General features: G+C 63.7%; 13 protein-coding genes. 12 read left to right on the top strand and 1 reads right to left on the bottom strand.

Features of this window, described 5'->3' with window-relative positions; genetic code table 11:
• Positions 1 to 2: 2 nt before the first annotated feature.
• The 8 genes from H6B31_RS03550 to H6B31_RS03515 all read left to right on the top strand — a co-directional run bounded on the left by H6B31_RS03550 (position 3) and on the right by H6B31_RS03515 (position 10,591).
• Positions 3 to 1,148: a toxic anion resistance protein gene (locus H6B31_RS03550; RefSeq protein ID WP_243418818.1), complete on the top strand. Its 1,146-nt coding sequence runs from the start codon at positions 3 to 5 to the stop codon at positions 1,146 to 1,148.
• A 1,031-nt stretch (positions 1,149 to 2,179) separates the two neighbouring features.
• On the top strand, positions 2,180 to 3,241 hold the full coding sequence (locus tag H6B31_RS03545; protein WP_204897237.1) for a TPM domain-containing protein: 1,062 nt from the start codon (positions 2,180 to 2,182) through the stop codon (positions 3,239 to 3,241).
• Positions 3,242 to 3,448: 207 nt separating this feature from the next.
• Positions 3,449 to 4,117 carry a single-stranded DNA-binding protein gene (locus tag H6B31_RS03540; RefSeq protein ID WP_204897236.1) on the top strand — a complete coding sequence of 223 codons (669 nt, stop codon included), beginning with the start codon at positions 3,449 to 3,451 and terminating at the stop codon, positions 4,115 to 4,117.
• Positions 4,118 to 4,256: 139 nt separating this feature from the next.
• Positions 4,257 to 6,323: a single-stranded-DNA-specific exonuclease RecJ gene (gene recJ, locus H6B31_RS03535; protein ID WP_204897235.1), complete on the top strand. Its 2,067-nt coding sequence runs from the start codon at positions 4,257 to 4,259 to the stop codon at positions 6,321 to 6,323.
• Positions 6,324 to 6,368: 45 nt separating this feature from the next.
• Entirely contained in the window at positions 6,369 to 8,609 is a 2,241-nt protein-coding gene (locus H6B31_RS03530; protein WP_204897234.1) for a RelA/SpoT family protein, read from the top strand.
• A 603-nt stretch (positions 8,610 to 9,212) separates the two neighbouring features.
• Positions 9,213 to 9,419, top strand: a complete 207-nt coding sequence (locus tag H6B31_RS03525; RefSeq protein ID WP_204897233.1) for a hypothetical protein — start codon at positions 9,213 to 9,215, stop codon at positions 9,417 to 9,419.
• Positions 9,420 to 9,446: 27 nt separating this feature from the next.
• Complete coding sequence (dtd, locus tag H6B31_RS03520; protein WP_204897232.1) at positions 9,447 to 9,890, top strand: D-aminoacyl-tRNA deacylase; 444 nt, start codon at positions 9,447 to 9,449, stop codon at positions 9,888 to 9,890.
• A gap of 86 nt (positions 9,891 to 9,976) precedes the next feature.
• On the top strand, positions 9,977 to 10,591 hold the full coding sequence (locus H6B31_RS03515) for an MBL fold metallo-hydrolase (protein ID WP_204897231.1): 615 nt from the start codon (positions 9,977 to 9,979) through the stop codon (positions 10,589 to 10,591).
• A gap of 599 nt (positions 10,592 to 11,190) precedes the next feature.
• Here the strand turns inward: H6B31_RS03515 and H6B31_RS03510 are convergent.
• Positions 11,191 to 11,460, bottom strand: coding sequence for a hypothetical protein (locus H6B31_RS03510; RefSeq protein ID WP_204897230.1), 270 nt, complete (start codon positions 11,458 to 11,460; stop codon positions 11,191 to 11,193).
• Positions 11,461 to 11,503: 43 nt separating this feature from the next.
• Here H6B31_RS03510 and H6B31_RS03505 point away from each other — a divergent pair, with 43 nt between their 5' ends.
• The 4 genes from H6B31_RS03505 (at position 11,504) to H6B31_RS03490 (ending at position 16,862) form a co-directional block, all read left to right on the top strand.
• Positions 11,504 to 11,755 (top strand): helix-turn-helix domain-containing protein, encoded by a 252-nt coding sequence (locus H6B31_RS03505; RefSeq protein WP_243418817.1) that lies wholly within the window; start codon positions 11,504 to 11,506, stop codon positions 11,753 to 11,755.
• Between the two features lie 658 nt (positions 11,756 to 12,413).
• The gene (gene hemZ / locus H6B31_RS03500) at positions 12,414 to 13,916 is read left to right on the top strand and encodes a coproporphyrinogen dehydrogenase HemZ (RefSeq protein ID WP_204897229.1); all 1,503 of its coding nucleotides are present in this window, start codon (positions 12,414 to 12,416) and stop codon (positions 13,914 to 13,916) included.
• A gap of 63 nt (positions 13,917 to 13,979) precedes the next feature.
• On the top strand, positions 13,980 to 14,918 hold the full coding sequence (locus H6B31_RS03495) for a uridine kinase family protein (protein WP_204897228.1): 939 nt from the start codon (positions 13,980 to 13,982) through the stop codon (positions 14,916 to 14,918).
• Between the two features lie 60 nt (positions 14,919 to 14,978).
• Positions 14,979 to 16,862 carry a glycoside hydrolase family 13 protein gene (locus H6B31_RS03490; RefSeq protein WP_204897227.1) on the top strand — a complete coding sequence of 628 codons (1,884 nt, stop codon included), beginning with the start codon at positions 14,979 to 14,981 and terminating at the stop codon, positions 16,860 to 16,862.
• The last annotated feature ends 262 nt before the right edge of the window (positions 16,863 to 17,124 follow it).

Raw genomic sequence — 17,124 nt, 5'->3', positions numbered from 1 at the left:
AGATGTGTATAAGAGACAGCCCCGACGCGGCGGCCCAGGAGGCCGCCCCGGTGCAGGGTGAGCCTGTCCTCTCCGAGGAGGAGCGGCAGAAGCAGCGGGACGCCAACGCGGTGAAGCTGGACGAGTCCATGCTCACCGAGGCGGAGCGGAAGATGGTGGACGAGTTCGCCCAGAAGATCGACGTCACCGACTCCAGCGTGGTGCTCCAGTACGGCGCGGCCGCCCAGAAAAACATCGCCTCCTTCTCGGAGAACGCCCTGAACAGCGTGCGCACCAAGGATTTGGGCGAGGTGGGAGAGGCCCTGTCCTCCCTGGTGGTGGAGCTGAAGGGCTTCGGCCAGGAGGAGGACGAGGGCGGCATCTTCGGCTTTTTCAAGAAGAAGCGGGACAAGCTGGAGGCCATGAAGGCCAGCTACGCCAAGGCGGAGGTCAACGTGGACAAGATCGTCCGGGCCCTGGAGAACCACCAGGTGGTGCTCATGAAGGACATCGCCATGCTGGACCAGATGTACGAGCTGAACACCAAGTACTACAAAGAGCTCACCATGTATATCATCGCCGGCAAGAAGCGCCTGGAGTATTTACGCACCCACGATTTGGAGGATTTAAAGCAGAAGGCGGCCAAGTCGGGGAGCCAGGAGGACGCCCAGGCCTACAACGACTTTGCCAACCTGTGCAGCCGGTTTGAGAAGAAGATCCACGACCTGGAGCTCACCCGGATGATCTCCGTCCAGATGGGCCCCCAGACCCGTCTGCTCCAGAACAACGACACCCTGATGCTGGAGAAGATCCAGTCCTCCCTGGTGAACACCATCCCCCTGTGGAAGAGCCAGATGGTGCTGGCTCTGGGGCTGGAGCACTCCCGCCAGGCCACCCAGGCCCAGTCCGCCGTCACCGAGATGACCAACCAGCTGCTGCAGAAGAACGCGGACATGCTGAAGATTGGCACCGTGGAGACCGCCCGGGAGGCCGAGCGCTCCATCGTGGATATCAAGACCCTCCAGCACACCAACGAGCAGCTCATCTCCACCCTGGACGAGGTGATGAAGATCCAGAACGAGGGCAGCCAGAAGCGGAAAGAGGCCGAGGTTGAGCTGGGCCGCATTGAGGGCGAGCTGAAGCAGAAGCTGCTGGAGCTGAGAGGCTGATTTCTATTTTTGACCGCGGGGATTTTGCAGTCTGCTCTTTTTAAGCCTTCCCCCGGCGGATGAGAGGTGCTCCCCCTCCAAAAGCCTTCCCCCTGGGGGGAAGGTGGCCCCGAAGGGGCCGGATGAGGGGGCGATGAAGGAACGGATTTCGTTAGAAGAACCCCGCCGCTCTTTCGGTTTTTGCTTACTCTGTAGGGCGCGACGACTCGGCGCGCCGTTTTGCAGGGTTTCGCCCTGCGGGGCGAGTTCCTTTTCCACGTGGAAAAGGAACCAAAAGACGCTGGGGGACGGCTCAGGATGAGCGCTTCGCGCTCATATTCGCCTTACCCCCAGACCCCCATTACGGGGGTTACCCCTTGGGTCAGACAGAAAATTTCCGGCGCGCAAAATCTGAGTGGCGGGTCTGAATTCCCGCCGGGCCACTGGGCCCTGGGTTTGCAAAAATTGCGGCTGGTGCAGTTCAACTTTTGCGCCTGGCTCTGCCGAACCAACGTGCCCGGTACGAATGACGCCGTAGGGGCGGGTCCCAGACCCGCCCGTCCCGGATGGTTTGTAATCTCTTCGTAGGGGCGGCCCCATGTGGCCGCCCGCAAGCCTTCCCCCTTCCAGGGGGAAGGTGGCACGGCGAAGCCGTGACGGATGAGGGTGACCGCCAGATTTTACCCTTCCCGATAAGCCTTCCCCTGGGGGCCGACTCCCCTTGTCAAGGGGAGATGTCGCGCAGCGACAGAGGGGATAGGGACAGGTGCCCCAGTGCGCACACTGGGGCGGATGAGGGGAACGGTCCCGGTTATGAGAGCGGTCTGTTCAACCGTAGGGGCGGCACACTGGGCCGCCCGGCTCCCATGGGTTCGGATGCCTGTAGGGCGCGGCCTCCCGGACGCGCCGTTCCGGTTGCTCACCGAACGCCGCAGGGGGGAAGGTGACGAGACGAAACCGTGAGGGACGAGGGTGCGTGCTTGGACCGCGGTCCCCGCCCGGGAGCAGCGAACTCTTTTACAGAAATGTCATACTTGAGAAATGGAGACGCCATGAAAATTTTTCGAAAAACAGGGGTGGCCGTCCTGCTCACGGTGCTGATGATCGCCGCCGCCATTGGAATCGGCCGGTGGCGGGGCGCCCAGGCGGAGGCTGTGCCGCCCCCCTCGTCGGAGCTGGACACCTCTCTGTCCGCCAGCACCTACCTGAACTGGATCAGCGACGGGGCGGATGTGCTCTCGGACGCCCAGGAGAACCAGATCGCCCTGTACAACGCCAACTGGGTGGAGCGGTACGACAGCCTCATCGCCGTGGCCACGGTGTCCTCCCTGTCGGAGGACATCGGCGACTACGCCTATAACCTGGGGGTGGAGATCCAGCTGGCCTCCGCCGACGGCATCCTGGTGGTGAATGCGGAAAACGGGGACTGCTATCTGGCGGTGGGGGCGGACTACCCCATGACGGACAGCCAGGTGTCCTCCTATCTGGACCGGTACCTCTATGAGGACGCCATGGCTGGAAACTTCGGTGTTGGGGTGCTGAGCCTCTTTGACGGGATCAACGAGTTCTACCTGGACAACTACGGTCTGGGCTACCTGGACAACAGCGGGGACCAGGTCTACGGCGGCCGCAGTGCCGGAGATATGCTGGGCGCGGTGGTGGTCCTGCTGGTGATTCTCTTGGTGATTGCCAGCGTGCTGGACAGCATGCGCTATACCTCCTACCGCCAGCGGTACTACGGCGTGTCCAATCCCCCCTACGTGTTCCGTCCCATCCTGTTCTGGCACGGCCCCGGCTGGGGCTGGTACCGGCGGCGCTGGCGGCGGCCCCCTCCGCCTCCCCCCAGAGGGCCTCGGGGTCCGGGCGGCCGGCCCGGCGGAGGTGGCTTCAACGGCTTCCAGGGGCCCGGCGGCTTCGGCGGCTCGGGAGGAAGCCGGGGCGGCGGATTTTCCGGCGGCGCCCGCGGCGGGGGCTTCTCCCGGGGCGGCGGGTTTGGAGGCGGCTTCGGCGGTTCCCGCGGGGGCGGCTTCGGCGGCGGCGCCCGCGGAGGAGGGTTCTCCCGGGGCGGCGGATTCGGGGGCGGCTCCCGGGGCGGCGGATTTGGCCGCAGGTAATCCCCTGGAATGTCGCTTTCTTATTCACAATACGCACAAAGACGGACCGCGCCTGGGCTCAGGTGCGGTCCGCTTTTTATATTTGAAGAATATAAAACGGATATACCGAAATATAAAATACTGTTTGGAGTGGAAATTCTGGACATACCGGGGGACGAGACCTCATATAGATAGGAGGAACAAACGAGTTTGGGAGTGTGATCCAGGATGAAGCAGACCGGGACGGACGTCAACCGCATGGTCCTCCACGGCCGGGCCGCCCACCCGCCCGCCTTTTCCCACCGCAACCATGAGGTGGAGTTTTTTTCCTTTCCCCTGGTGGTGGGCCGCCTGTCCGGAGCGGCAGACCAGGTCAACGTAATGGCTTCCCGAGCCCTTCTGGAGGGGTGCGGCTGGCTGGAACGGGGAGAGGAGGTCACCGTCCGGGGGGAGGTGCGCACTTTCAACAACCGCTCCGGGGTGGGGAGCCGCCTGGTGATCAGCGTGTTCGCCAAGGAGCTGGTTTTAGAGGAGCGGGAAGACGAGAACCGTCTGCTGCTCTCGGGCACCCTGTGCAAGCCTCCCAGCCTGCGCTCCACCCCCCTGGGGCGGACCATCTGCGACATGATTCTGGCGGTGAACCGCCGGTACGGCCGGGCCGACTACCTGCCCTGCATCGCCTGGGGCAGCCTGGCCCACCTGTGCGGGGAGATGGAGGTGGGCAGCTCCCTGGGGCTGGACGGCCGCCTGCAGAGCCGTACATACACCAAGAATCTGGGGGACCGGGTGGAGGAGCGCACCGCCTTTGAGGTGTCCATTATGAATCTGCTCCCCCTGGAGGAGGTCCGGCTGGGCCGGGAGACGCCCGTCTGGGGGGAGAGCAGAGGGGCCATATAGTGCAAGCGCCATGGGGCGGCCGGACCAGGCCGCCCCTCTTTTTTTACTTGTAACAATTCACCAAACTATGCTATAATATCTTTTGATACTGCCGTAATATACCTGTTGGTCCCACATAAGCGGAAGGAGGTGACCGGCCATGCGGTATAAGCAGTGGAAAATTGCCCATCCCTCCCCGGAGGGGCGGGCCCAGCTGGAGCGGGCCGGCATCCCCTCTCTTCTGGCCTGCGTCCTGTCCGCCCGGGGCGTGACAGAGCCGGAGCAGGCCTGGAAGCTGCTCACCCCCGGGGAAGAGCCGCTGCTGGACCCCATGCTGCTCAAGGACATGGACAGGGCGGTCCTCCGGGTGGGCCGTGCCCTGAAAACGGGAGAGCTGATGGCGGTCTACGGGGATTACGATGTGGACGGCATCACCTCCACCTGTCTGCTCACCGACTGCCTCACCCGGCTGGGAGGGCGGGTGCGCTCCTACATCCCCGACCGGCTGGAGGAGGGCTACGGCCTGAATGAGGAGGCGGTCCTCCACCTGGCCCAGCAGGGGGTCACACTGATCATCACGGTGGACTGCGGCATCACCGCCGCCCGGGAGGTGGAGTTTGCCCGGGAGCTTGGAATTGATGTGGTCATCACCGACCACCACGAGTGCAAGCAGGCCATCCCGGAGGCTGCGGCGGTGGTGGACCCCCACCGTCCCGACTGCCCCTACCCCTTCAAGGGGCTGGCCGGCGTGGGGGTGGCCCTGAAGCTGGCCATGGCGGCGGCGGGACCGGACCGGGCCGGTCTGGTGTTCCGGGAGTACGCCGATCTGGCGGCGGTGGGCACGGTGGCCGACGTGATGCCCATGACGGGTGAGAACCGGACCATCGTCCAGACCGGGCTGGCCGCCCTGGCCCACCCCAGGCGGGTGGGGCTGGCCCAGCTGATGGAGGAGGCCGGCCTGGGGGACAAGCCGGTGACCTCGGTGTCCATCGGCTACACCCTGGCTCCCCGGATCAACGCCGCGGGGCGGATGGGACAGGCCGATCTGGCCGCCGAGCTCCTCCTCACCCGGGATCCGGGCCGCGCGGCCGCCCTGGCCCAGGAGCTGTGCGCCCTGAACCGGGAGCGGCAGACCATTGAGTGTGAGATTTTCCAGGAGTGTGTGCAGCGGCTGGAGCGGCGGCCCCAGTCGGGCATCATTCTTTTGGCGGACGAGCACTGGCACCAGGGGGTGGTGGGCATTGTGGCCTCCCGCCTGACGGAGAAGTACTCCTGCCCGGCCTTTATGGTCTGCCTGGATCAGGGGATGGGCAAGGGCTCCTGCCGGTCCTGGGGCGGGGTCAACCTGTTTCACCTGTTGACCCAGTGCCAGGACCTGCTGGAGGGCTTCGGGGGCCACGCCATGGCCGCCGGCTTTACCGTCCGGGAGGAGAACATCCCCGCCCTGGAGCGCCGCCTGCGGCAGCTGGTGCTGGAGGAGCGCGCGGGAGAGGAGCTGCCCTCTCTGCTGGAGATCGACGCGGCAGTCCTGCCCCAGGAGCTCACCGTGGAGGCGGTGGAGGCCCTGGACGCCCTGGAACCCTGCGGGGCGGGCAACCCCAGGCCGGTGCTGGTGCTCACCGGGGTCCATGTGATCAGCGCCGCTCAGGTGGGCCGGGGGCGTCATTTGAAGCTGCGGCTGGAGGGGCGGGGCGTTCCGCTGGACGCCATCTTCTTCTCGGTGGATGGGAGCGAGCTGGGGCTGACCCCCGGCTGCCGGGTGGACGTAGCTTTCTACCCCCAGATCAACGACTTCCGGGGGGTGCGCTCGGTCCAGCTCCAGGTAGTGGACCTGCGCCACGCCATGACCAGGGCCCAGCTGGAGCAGTCCATCTATGAGAAGTACCGCCGGGGGGAACCCCTCTCTCCCCAGGAGGCCCAGTCCCTGCTGCCCACTCGGGCGGAATTTGTCTGCCTGTGGCGCTATCTGGAGCGCCAGTGTGCTGGGCAGACCTTCCTGGAGGACACCCTGGCCCGCATCGCCCAAAAATCCGCCCGCTCCGGCGGCCAGAGCGAGCGTCCCAACCACACCCTGGTGTGTCTGGAGGTCATGGAGGAGCGGGGCCTCATCTCCCTGGAGCGCCAGTCCGGGCGGGTGCAGATCACCCTCCACCGGCTGGAACACAAGGTGGACCTGAACGCTTCCGCCATTCTGCGCCGCCTGCGGGAGGCCATGCAGGAAACATAGCATTTAGCCGCTGTCGGCGGCTAAATTTAAGAAAAAGGTGATCGTATGGACCCAATTTTGGAACGCTATCAGGCTTTAGAGGACAAGGTGGCCTCCTATACTCCGAATCTGGACACCAAGCGCCTATATGAGGCCTTTACCTATGCGGATACTGAGCACCACGGCCAGCTGCGCAAGAGCGGCGAGCCCTATATCATCCACCCCCTGGCGGTAGCCGACATCGTGGCCGACCTGGGCCTGGACGTAGACTCGGTGATTGCCGCCCTGCTCCACGACTGCATTGAGGACACCGGCGCCACCCACGAGGAGATCGCCAAGAAATTCGGGACCTCGGTGGCCGATCTGGTGGAGGGCGTCACCAAGCTGACCCGGGTGCAGTACGTCTCCAAGGAAGAGGAGCAGATGGAGAATTTACGGAAGATGCTCATGGCCATGGCCCATGACATCCGGGTGATTCTCATTAAAATCTGCGACCGCCTCCACAACATGCGCACCATGGAGTATCAGTCCCCCAAGAAACAGCGGGAGAAGAGCCTGGAGACCATGGAGATCTATGCCCCCCTGGCCCACCGCTTAGGCATGCAGAAGCTGAAGTGGGAGCTGGAGGACCTGTCCCTGCGCTATCTGGACCCGGTGGGGTACAAGGAGATCGAGGACGAGATGGCCAAGCGCTCCGCCGCCCACGAGGAGTTTTTGGCCTCCATCCAGCTGCGCATCCAGCAGCGCATGGAGCAGGAGGGCATCCGCTGCAAGGTCTATGGGCGGGTGAAGCACACCTACTCCATCTACCGCAAAATGTTTACCCAAAACAAGACGCTGGACGAGATTTTCGACCTGTACGCCTTCCGGGTGATCGTGGACGACATCCCCGAGTGCTACAACGTCCTGGGCTGTATCCACGACATGTTCAAGCCGGTGCTGGGCCGCTTTAAGGACTATATCGGCACCCCCAAGCCCAATATGTACCAGTCCCTCCACACCACCGTCATTGGCCGGGAGGGCATCCCCTTCGAGGTGCAGATCCGCACCTGGGAGATGCACCAGACGGCGGAGTACGGCATCGCCGCCCACTGGAAGTACAAGCAGGGGATGGCCAACAAGAAGCTGGGCAGCGAGGGGGACTTCGAGTGGGTGCGCAAGCTGCTGGAGAGCCAGCAGGACACCGACGCGGAGGAGTTCGTCCGCACCCTGAAGGTGGATCTGTTCGCCGACGAGGTGTTCGTCTTCACCCCCAACGGGGATGTGAAGAGCCTGCCTGCCGGGGCTACCCCCATCGACTTTGCCTACTGCATCCACTCCGCCATCGGCAACAGCATGGTGGGAGCCCGGGTAAACGGTCGGATGGTCCCCTACGACACCCAGCTGAAAAACGGCGACATTGTGGAGGTGCTCACCTCCAAGTCCGCCAAGGGCCCCAGCCGGGACTGGCTGAAGATCGCCAAGAGCAACGAGGCCCGAAACAAGATCCGCCAGTGGTTCAAGCGGGAGCGCCGGGAGGAGAACATCGCCACCGGGCGGGCCCTGTTCGAGTCCGAGCTGAAACACGCCAAGATCCCCCTCTCCGCCATCACAGCGGAGGACGTGCTGCCCAACATTCTGCGCAAGGTGCGCTTCGGCACCCTGGACGAGCTGTACGCCTCCATTGGCTACGGGGGCACCACCGCCGTCAAGAGCGTGGCCCGGATCAAGGACGAGCTGCTGCGCCTGGGCCGCCTGAAGGCGGAGAAGGCGGCGGCCGCCGCCCGCACCACCGCCGAGAGCGTTATCGTCCCCGGCTCTACCGCCCAGGTGGACCCCCTGCAGCTGAAGGGCTCCAACAAGCACTCCGACTCAGGCATCATCGTGGAAGGGCTGGGCAACTGTCTGGTGAAGTTCGCAAAGTGCTGCACCCCCGTCCCCGGCGACCCGGTGGTGGGCTTCATCACCCGGGGCTACGGCGTGTCCGTCCACCGGGCCGACTGCCCCAACGCCGACCCGGACCGGCGCAAGCCGGAGGAGGCCTCCCGCTGGGTGCGGGTAGCTTGGGTGAGCAGCCCCCTGCCCAACTACAAGACCTCCCTGGAGCTGTCCTCCAAGGACCGGGATGGCCTGACCATCGACGTGGCTATGGCCCTGTCCGCCGCCAAGGTGAAGGTGACCGCTCTCTCCGCCCGCTCCCAGCCCGATGGACATGCCACCGTCCATATTGAGGTGGAGGTCAAGGACAAGGACGAGTTGGCCGGCGTCATCAACAAGCTCAACAACATCCAGGGCGTCTACCATGTGGCGCGGGTGTCAGGGAAATAATGAATTTTGCAGGGGGATTTCGCCGCACCCGCCTTTTAGCCTTCCCCTCGGGGGCCGACTCCCCTTGTCAAGGGGAGATGGCCGAAGGCCAGAGGGGATAGGGGAAGGTGCCCCCGAAGGGGGCGGATGAGGGGGCAGGTTTCGGATTTCCTTTTGTGGGGCGCGCCGTTTTACAGGGTTTCGCCCTGCGGGGCGAGTGACTTTCTGGACAGCCAGAAAGTCACCAAAGAACCGCTAGGGGGCGGGCGCAATCGGCGGTTCGGCAAAGCCTCCCGCCTCCATGCCGCCCGTCCCCTAGAACCCCCATTACGGGGGATACCCCTTGGGGTGGGCAAATCATTTCCGGCGCGCAAAATCTGAGTGGCCTCCGCGATTTATTCCGGGCCACTGGGCCCTGGGTTTGCAAAAATTGCCGCTGTTGCGGTTCCCTTAGTGCGCCTGGCGTTTCCGAGCCAACGATACCGGTCCGGTTTCCCACGCAGGGGCGACCCTCGCGGTCGCCCGAGATGGATATGGAATCAGGTTCCGGCCCCTCTAGCATGGGCGGCACACTGGGCCGCCCGCTTCGCTTGCTCACAACAAACCATGGGAGGATGACTCAGTATGATCATACATGGATTGGGTGTCTTATTTGCGTGGACGTGGTTTATTTGGCCGTTTGTGTTTGCCTTTTGTCTCGTATCAGCCGTTTCCCGCGCCGTTCAGGAGGCCAAGGATGAAACACCACGCAATTCTCAGGCTTATGCTTTTGCAGCCGGGCTGGCCCTGGCCGTGATGACCGGCGGATTCGTCGCTTTGATGGCATGGTAAATGAAAAGTCAATGAAGGAGCAGTGACATGAGAGCAGTAGTCACAAGAGTTTCCTCCGCCTCCGTCGCCATTGATGGAAACACGGTGGGGGCCATTGAAAAGGGATATCTGATCCTGCTGGGGGTGGGCCCCAGCGACACCGAGGCCGTGGCCGACAAGCTGGCGGAGAAAATTTGCAATCTCCGGGTGTTTGAGGACGAGAACGGCAAGATGAACCTGAATCTGGAACAGGTGGGGGGCTCCCTTCTGGTGGTGTCCCAGTTCACCCTGTACGCCGACACCTCCTCCCGCCGCCCGGGCTTTACCGGGGCCGCCAAGCCCGATCTGGCCGTCCCCCTGTACGAGCGCTTTATGGAGACCTGCCGCGCCCGGGGCTTCCGGGTGGAGCACGGGGAGTTCGGCGCGGACATGCAGGTGGCCTCCGTCAACGACGGACCAGTGACCATTTTATTTGATACGGACCATAAGTAGGGGCGCACAGTGTGCGCCTGAGAGACACCGGCCCAGGAATGCGGGCGCACAGTGTGCGCCCCTACAGGGATTTGGAGGTATTGTATATGAAGGTAAAAGTGATGCAGGTGGGCCCCATCGGCACCAACTGCTATATTTTGGAGGACGATAAGACCAACAAGGCCGCCGTCATCGACCCGGGCGACGAGGCGGACAAGATCGCCCAGGTGCTCCAGAAGGACGGGGCGGAGGTGGAGTATATTCTTCTCACCCACGGCCACTACGACCACACCACCGGGGTGCCCGATCTGAAGAAGCGCTTCCCGGACGCCCAAGTGTATATCCACCAGGCCGACGCCAACGGGGCCGGGTCCACCTTGTACCCGCTGGCCGGACAGGTGGCCGGTCTGAAGCACTACAAGGAGGGGGACACCCTCCCCCTGGGTTCCCTCACCATCCAGGTGATGGAGACCCCGGGCCACTCCCCCGGCTCCGTCACCCTGCGGGTGGGGGATGTGCTCTTTACCGGAGATACCCTGTTCTGCGGCTCCTGCGGCCGCACCGACCTGCGGGGGGGCAGCTATGAGCAGATCATGGCCTCCCTCAAGCGGCTTGGGGAGCTGGAGGGGGACTTCCATGTGTGCCCCGGGCACGACCGGACCTCCACCCTGGAGCAGGAGCGGAGGTATAATCCGTTTTTGATGGAGGCTATGAGAGGGTAAGCCTTTTTGCAGGGTTTCGCCGTCTCTCCTTATAAGCCTTCCCCTTGGGGGGAAGGTGCCCCAGTGCGCACACTGGGGCGGATGAGGGGGCAGATTTCAGATTAGGTTCGTTGTAAGCGGGGAGTTTCGCCGCCTGCGGGCGGCGACCTACTTTGCCCGCGGCGGCAAAGTAGGCAAAACGCCACCGGGGACGGCTCCAGATGAGCACTTCGTGCTCATAGTCGCCTTTCCCCGGACCCCATAACGGGGGACGCGTACCTGCTGGATTTTGCAGAATTTCCGGCGCGCAAAATCTGAGTAGCGGTCTGCAATTCCTACCGCCCCACAGGGGGCTGGCTGTTCCAAAATTGCAGTTGGTGCGGTTTACCGCCTGCGCCTGGCTTTGCCGAGCCATCGCTCCCAGTGCAAAATACGCCGTAGGGGCGACCCTTCCGGTCGCCCGCAAGCCTTCCCCCTGTCAGGGGGAAGGTGGCCCCGAAGGGGACGGATGAGGGTAACCACCGGGAATTGCCCGGCTCTTCCGTAGGGGCGGCACACCTGGGCCGCCCGCCGAACCGTTTCCACATTTTGTAGGGCGCGGTATCCTTGACGCGCCGCCCTCACCCCTCCCCCTGAAATCCCTCCAAAATCTCCCGCCGGAGGTTCAGGCCGAACAGGTAGTACGCCTGATTTTCCCAAGCCCAGTATTGATTCAGCCGGTCCTCAAAGGTAAAATACCACTGTCGGCCCATGGTCTCCTCCAGCTCCTGGGCCAGCGCGTGATATTCCTCCCGGGCCTGGACATATTCCGGGATGCTCTGGCAGAATTGGCAGATTTGTTCTGGGCTTTCTGGATTGTCAAAGAACAGAGAAGAGAACAGCTTGCTCATAAAATCGCCTCTCGAAAGATGAATTTTATATTCATATTATAGCATGAACTTCAAATTCATGTCAAGGAGAATTATGCCGAATCTTTCTGACCGACTGCGCCAGCTTCGGACCGAGCGCGGACTGACACAAAAACAAATGGCTGAATTGCTTCACCAGACGCTGCGGGCCTACCAATATTGTGAATCGGGCCATCATGTGCCAGAATACGCAAATTTGATCGCCCTGGCTGACTTTTTTGACGTGAGCCTGGATTACCTCACCGGCCGCAGCGAGACCCGGGAGCGGATGCCGTAGGACCTGCGTGGGCGGGCGGCCCAGTGTGCCGCCCCTACAAAAAATTCCCGGTGGTCACCCTCATCCGCCCCCTTCGGGGGCACCTTCCCCCTGGAAGGGGGAAGGCTTGCGGGCGGCCACATGGGGCCGCCCCTACGGCGGGAAACGGCCCCGGAGCGTTGGTTCGGCAAAGCCAGGCGCAGCGACGGGACCGCACCAGAGACAAATTTTGCACACGCAGGCCCCCTGTGGGGCCGGACGGAACTGCACCCAGGTACTCCTGGCTTTGCGCGCCGGAAATTTCGCTGAACCTCTCAGGAGGGGCCCTCGTAAACGGGGGACCGGGGGTAAGGCGAATATGAGCGCGGAGCGCTCATCCTGAGCCGTCCCCCGGCGATCCTTTGGGTACTTTCCCATCGCTGGGAAAGTACCTCGCCCCGCAGGGCGAAACTCTGTAAAATTACCTGCGGCGCGCCGAGTCGTCGCGCCCTACAGGCACTCGCTGCCGGGCGGCGGAATCCCCTTGCGTCAAATGAAAGGGCTCCTGCCAAGAAGGTAACAGCTCTCAAGAGAGCACCCTCATCCGCCCCCTTCGGGGGCACCTTCCCCCTTGAAGGGGGAAGGCTTAAAAACAAGAAGGCGGCGAAACTCCCCAAAAAACAATTCAAGTGGTACTGTTATGAAGCTGTATTTCCAAATTCAAAATTACAACTGGCAGCCGGAGCGCTACAAATACTCGGTGGAACAGATGATGCTCATGCTGTTCCCCGGGGAGCGCCCGGAGTACCCGGAGGGGTACGCCCCCTCTGACAACGAGGCGGTTTTTGCTCTGGACCGGGGCCCGGACCGGACGGTGGTGACCGCCCGGGTGACCCGCCCCGAGGGGACCGCCCAGGGAGAGACCCAGGTGGAGAGCCGCCTTTTGGACGAGGCCCCGGAGCGGGTGTATCACACCCTCCAGCACGCCCTGAAGATGTCCTTCTATCGGGCGGGGACCGCCGTGCTGGGCCAGGAGCCCCCCTGGGGGGCCCTCACCGGGGTGCGCCCGGTGAAGTTGCCCACCCGCTGCATGCTGGCGGGGGGTACGCCCGAGCAGGCCCAGTCGGAACTGGAGGAGGAATACCGGGTCTCCCCTCTCCGGGCCAAGCTGGCGGTGGACTGCGCCCAGGCCAGCCTGGCGGTGGACCGGGCAGTGCGGGAGGACCAGGTGTCCCTGTACATCGGAATCCCCTTCTGTCCCACCCGGTGCGCCTACTGCTCTTTTGTGTCCGCCGACGTGGGCCGGACCCTGAAGCTGGTGGAGCCCTATCTGGAAGCAGTGCTGGAGGAGGTGGAATATACCGGCCGGGTTTTGAAGGAGAGCGGCCTGTCCATCCACTCCCTGTATGTGGGGGGCGGCACCCCCACCACCCTGTCCGCCGGGCAGCTGGGGGCGCTGTTTTCCGCCGCCCGGGCGCATCTCCCCCTGGAAACCTGCGTAGAGTATACGGTGGAGGCGGGACGTCCCGACACCATCACCCGGGAGAAGCTGGAGGTCTTACGCCGCCAGGGGGTGGAGCGCATCTCCATCAATCCCCAGACCCTGGAGGACGGGGTGCTTGCCGCCATCGGACGGAAACACTCCGCCCGGGACATCCTGGACGCCTACGCCCTGGCCCGGGAGGTGGGCTTTGACTCCATCAATATGGACCTGATCGCCGGCCTGCCCCGGGACTCCTTTGAGGGCTTCCGCCGCTCCCTGGAGGGGGTGCTCTCCCTGGAGCCGGAGAATGTCACCGTCCACACCCTGGCCCTGAAAAAGGGTTCCCGGCTGATGGAGGAGGGCGGTGCCCTCCCCAGCGGGGAGGAGACCGCCCGCATGCTGGACTTCTCCCGGGAAACCCTGCGGGGGGCAGGTTACCTGCCCTATTACCTGTACCGTCAGAAGTACATGTCCGGCTCTCTGGAAAACGTAGGCTGGTGTCTCCCCGGCAAGGAGAGCGTCTATAATATCATTATGATGGAGGAACTGCAGACTGTGGTCTCCATCGGGGGCGGCGGGGTCACCAAGCTGGTGGACCGGAAAAACGGGCGGATCGTCCGCCTGCCCAACCCCAAGTACCCCCACGACTACCTGACCTCCCGGGACAAGATTCTGGCCCAGAAGGACGAAATCGCAGCCTTTTATCAGGACCGGACTTAGGCCCTGCTTAATGCCCAGAGCGCGGATTTGAACACAGCCGATTGACAGAAAGGAGTTTTTCCCATGGCTTACCAACTGCAGGAGATCAACCGCCGCATCCAGACGGACGTCCATGAGTTTCTGGCCGAGTGCGACGACAACTACGCCCAGCGGGTGTCCCTGGCCGCGGATAAAATCCTCACCAATCTGGAACGCAGCCCCATCGTGCTCCTCTCCGGCCCCTCCGGCTCCGGAAAGACCACCACCGCCATGAAGATCGCCGAGGAGCTCCAGCGCCGGGGGGTCAACACCCACGCGGTGGCAATGGACAACTACTTTCATACCATCAACCCCCGCACCGCCCCCCGGACCCCGGAGGGGGACATCGACTACGAATCCCCCCTGTGCCTGGATATGGAGCTGCTGGACCGGCACTTCACCGCCCTGTCCAAAGGTGAAGAGATCTGGATTCCGAAGTATGAGTTTGCCCGGCACATGCGCAACGACAGCCGGGCCACTCCTCTGAAGCTGGGCAAAAATGAGATTGTGGTGTTCGAGGGCATCCACGCCCTCAACGACGACATCGCCGGCCGCCACCCGGAGGCCACCAAGCTGTACATCTCCGCTCGTTCCAATGTGAACGAGGGCTCCGTCCTGCGCTTCAAGGGCACCTGGATGCGCCTGACCCGCCGGGCGGTGCGGGACTACAACTTCCGGGGCACCGATGTGGAGGACACCCTGGAGATGTGGGCCAATGTGCGCCGAGGGGAGAAGCTGTACATCTCCCCCTATAAGAACCGGGCGGACATCATTTTCGACTCCTCCCTCCCCTATGAGGTGTCGGTTATGAAGAACTACGCCCTCCCTCTCCTCCAGGCAGTTCCCGAGGAGAATGTGCGCCGCGCCGAGCTGCTGGAGCTCATTGAGGCCTTCCAGTACTTCGAGCCCATCGACCCGGAGCTGGTGGATAAGGACTCCCTCCTGCGGGAGTTCATCGGCGGCGGGAGCTACCACTACTCCTGAGCCAGCCACCGGGGCGGCCGCAGGCCGCCCGGACGAAGAACGAGAAACTAAGGTGATACCATGACAGGACCAACCATTTTTGACTCCCGGGACTCCCGGTATAAGGCCCCCTACGGGGCGGTGGCCTCGGGGACCAAGGTAACGCTGAACCTGCGCCCCCCGCGGGCGGAGGGCTACTCCTGGGCCCGCCTGTCCGCCCGCTTTGAATTCCGGGCGGATGAGACAGTGGAGATTCCCATGCCCTGGTCCGGCCTGGACGGAGACCGGGATGTGTTTACCTGCGTGCTGAATACCGTGGACTATGTGGGCCTGGTGTGGTATACCTTCACCCTGGAGCGGCTGGACGGCAAAAAGGGGGAGCAGCTGGGCCCCTTCCAGCTCACTGTGTACGACGGCAGCGAGGCGGTCCCTGCCTGGTTTGGGGAGGGGATGACTTATCAGATCTTCCCCGACCGGTTTCGCCGTCTCCGTGTCCCCGACCCCAAGGGAATGGTGGGGGGGCGGTGGGTCCACGCCGCCTGGCAGGACGAGCCGGAGTACCGCCCCGACCACAGCGGGGAGATCCGCAACCGGGACTTCTTCGGGGGCAGCCTGCAGGGGGTGGAGGAAAAGCTGGACTACCTCCATAGCCTGGGGGTGCGCACCCTGTACTTCTGCCCCATCTTTGAGGCGGCAGAGAACCACCGGTACGGCACCGCCGACTACCGCTCCATCGACCCCATGCTGGGGACAGAGGAGGACTTCTCCCGCCTGTGCCAAAAGGCCCACCGGCTGGGGATGCGGGTGATGCTGGACGGGGTGTTCAACCACACCGGATTTGTGAGCCGCTATTTCAACGGGGACGGCTTCTACCCGGAGCTGGGGGCCCACCAGAGCCAGGACTCCCCCTACTACTCCTGGTACAACTTCTATCAGTGGCCAGACCAGTACGAGAGCTGGTGGGGCATCTACTCCCTGCCCTCCATGAACGAGCACGACCCCGCTTACCGGGAATTCATCTTCGGCGGGGAGGACTCGGTGGTCCGGCGGTGGCTTCGGGCGGGCGCGGACGGCTGGCGGCTGGACGTGGCCGACGAGCTCCCCGACGACTTCGTGGCTGGGGTCCACGCCGCCGCCCGGGCGGAGAAACCCGACGCGGTAGTCATCGGAGAGGTGTGGGAGGACGGCTCCACCAAGGTAGCCTACGGGGTGCGCCGGAAGCACATCCTGGGCGGGCACTGCGACGGCCTGATGAACTATCCCTTCCGGGGGGCCGCCCTGGACTACCTGCGGGGGGGCGATGCGGCGGACTTCATGGAGACCATGGAGACCCTGCGGGAGAACTATCCCCCCTTCGCCTACTACTCGGCCATGAACTCCCTGGGCACCCACGACACTCCCCGTATCCTCACCCTCCTGGGGGTGGGCAGCGAGTGCCGGGAGCGCTCCCGGGAGTGGCGGGCCAGCTTCCGCATGGAGGCCGACCAGCGCCGCCGGGGCAAGGAGCTGCTGAAGCTGGGGGCCGCCCTGCTGTTCGCCTTCCCCGGCTCCCCCACCGTGTACTACGGGGACGAGGCGGGGATGGAGGGCTTTGAGGACCCCTTCAACCGCCGCACCTTCCCCTGGGGCCGGGAGGACTATGAACTGCTGGGCTGGTTCACCCGCCTGGGCCACCTGCGGCAGGAGTGCCCCGCCCTGCGGCGGGGGGATATCCGCTACCGGGCGGCCCAGGGGCCCCTGCTGGCCTTCACCCGGTCGGCGGAGGGAGAGACCATCCTGGCCGCCTTCAACACCGGAGGCGAGTCCGCTGAGCTGCGTCTGGAGGACGCCGAGCGCATCGAGCTCCTTCTGGGGTCGGCCCGGTTTCAGATCTCCGCTCAGGGGCATGTGCTCACCCTGCCTCCCCGGACCGGCAGCCTGCTGAAGCTGTCTGTGAGCGGCGATGCCCCGCAGGAGCCGGACTGAGCAGACAAAATGCAGGCCCCTTCTGGGGCGGACTGCCTGGAGGATGTCTTTCGACGTTCCAAAGCTCATTTTCCTCAAAACGAAGAGGTGCACGACCAGGGTTGTGCATCTCTTTTATTTTCCTCAGGCGCTTCCCGCTCTCCATAGTCCTGCGGAGCCCCCGGCAGACATAAAAATCTCTCCAAATGACACAGTGCGGTATTCCCATCTCCCCGGAACTTGTGGTACAATAAAAGAGACAAAATGTTATAGCCTCTTCTGG

This window comes from Pseudoflavonifractor capillosus (assembly GCF_016899775.1).
Taxonomy (GTDB): Bacteria; Bacillota; Clostridia; order Oscillospirales; family Oscillospiraceae; genus Lawsonibacter.
This window is presented reverse-complemented; position numbering and strand designations above follow the sequence as displayed.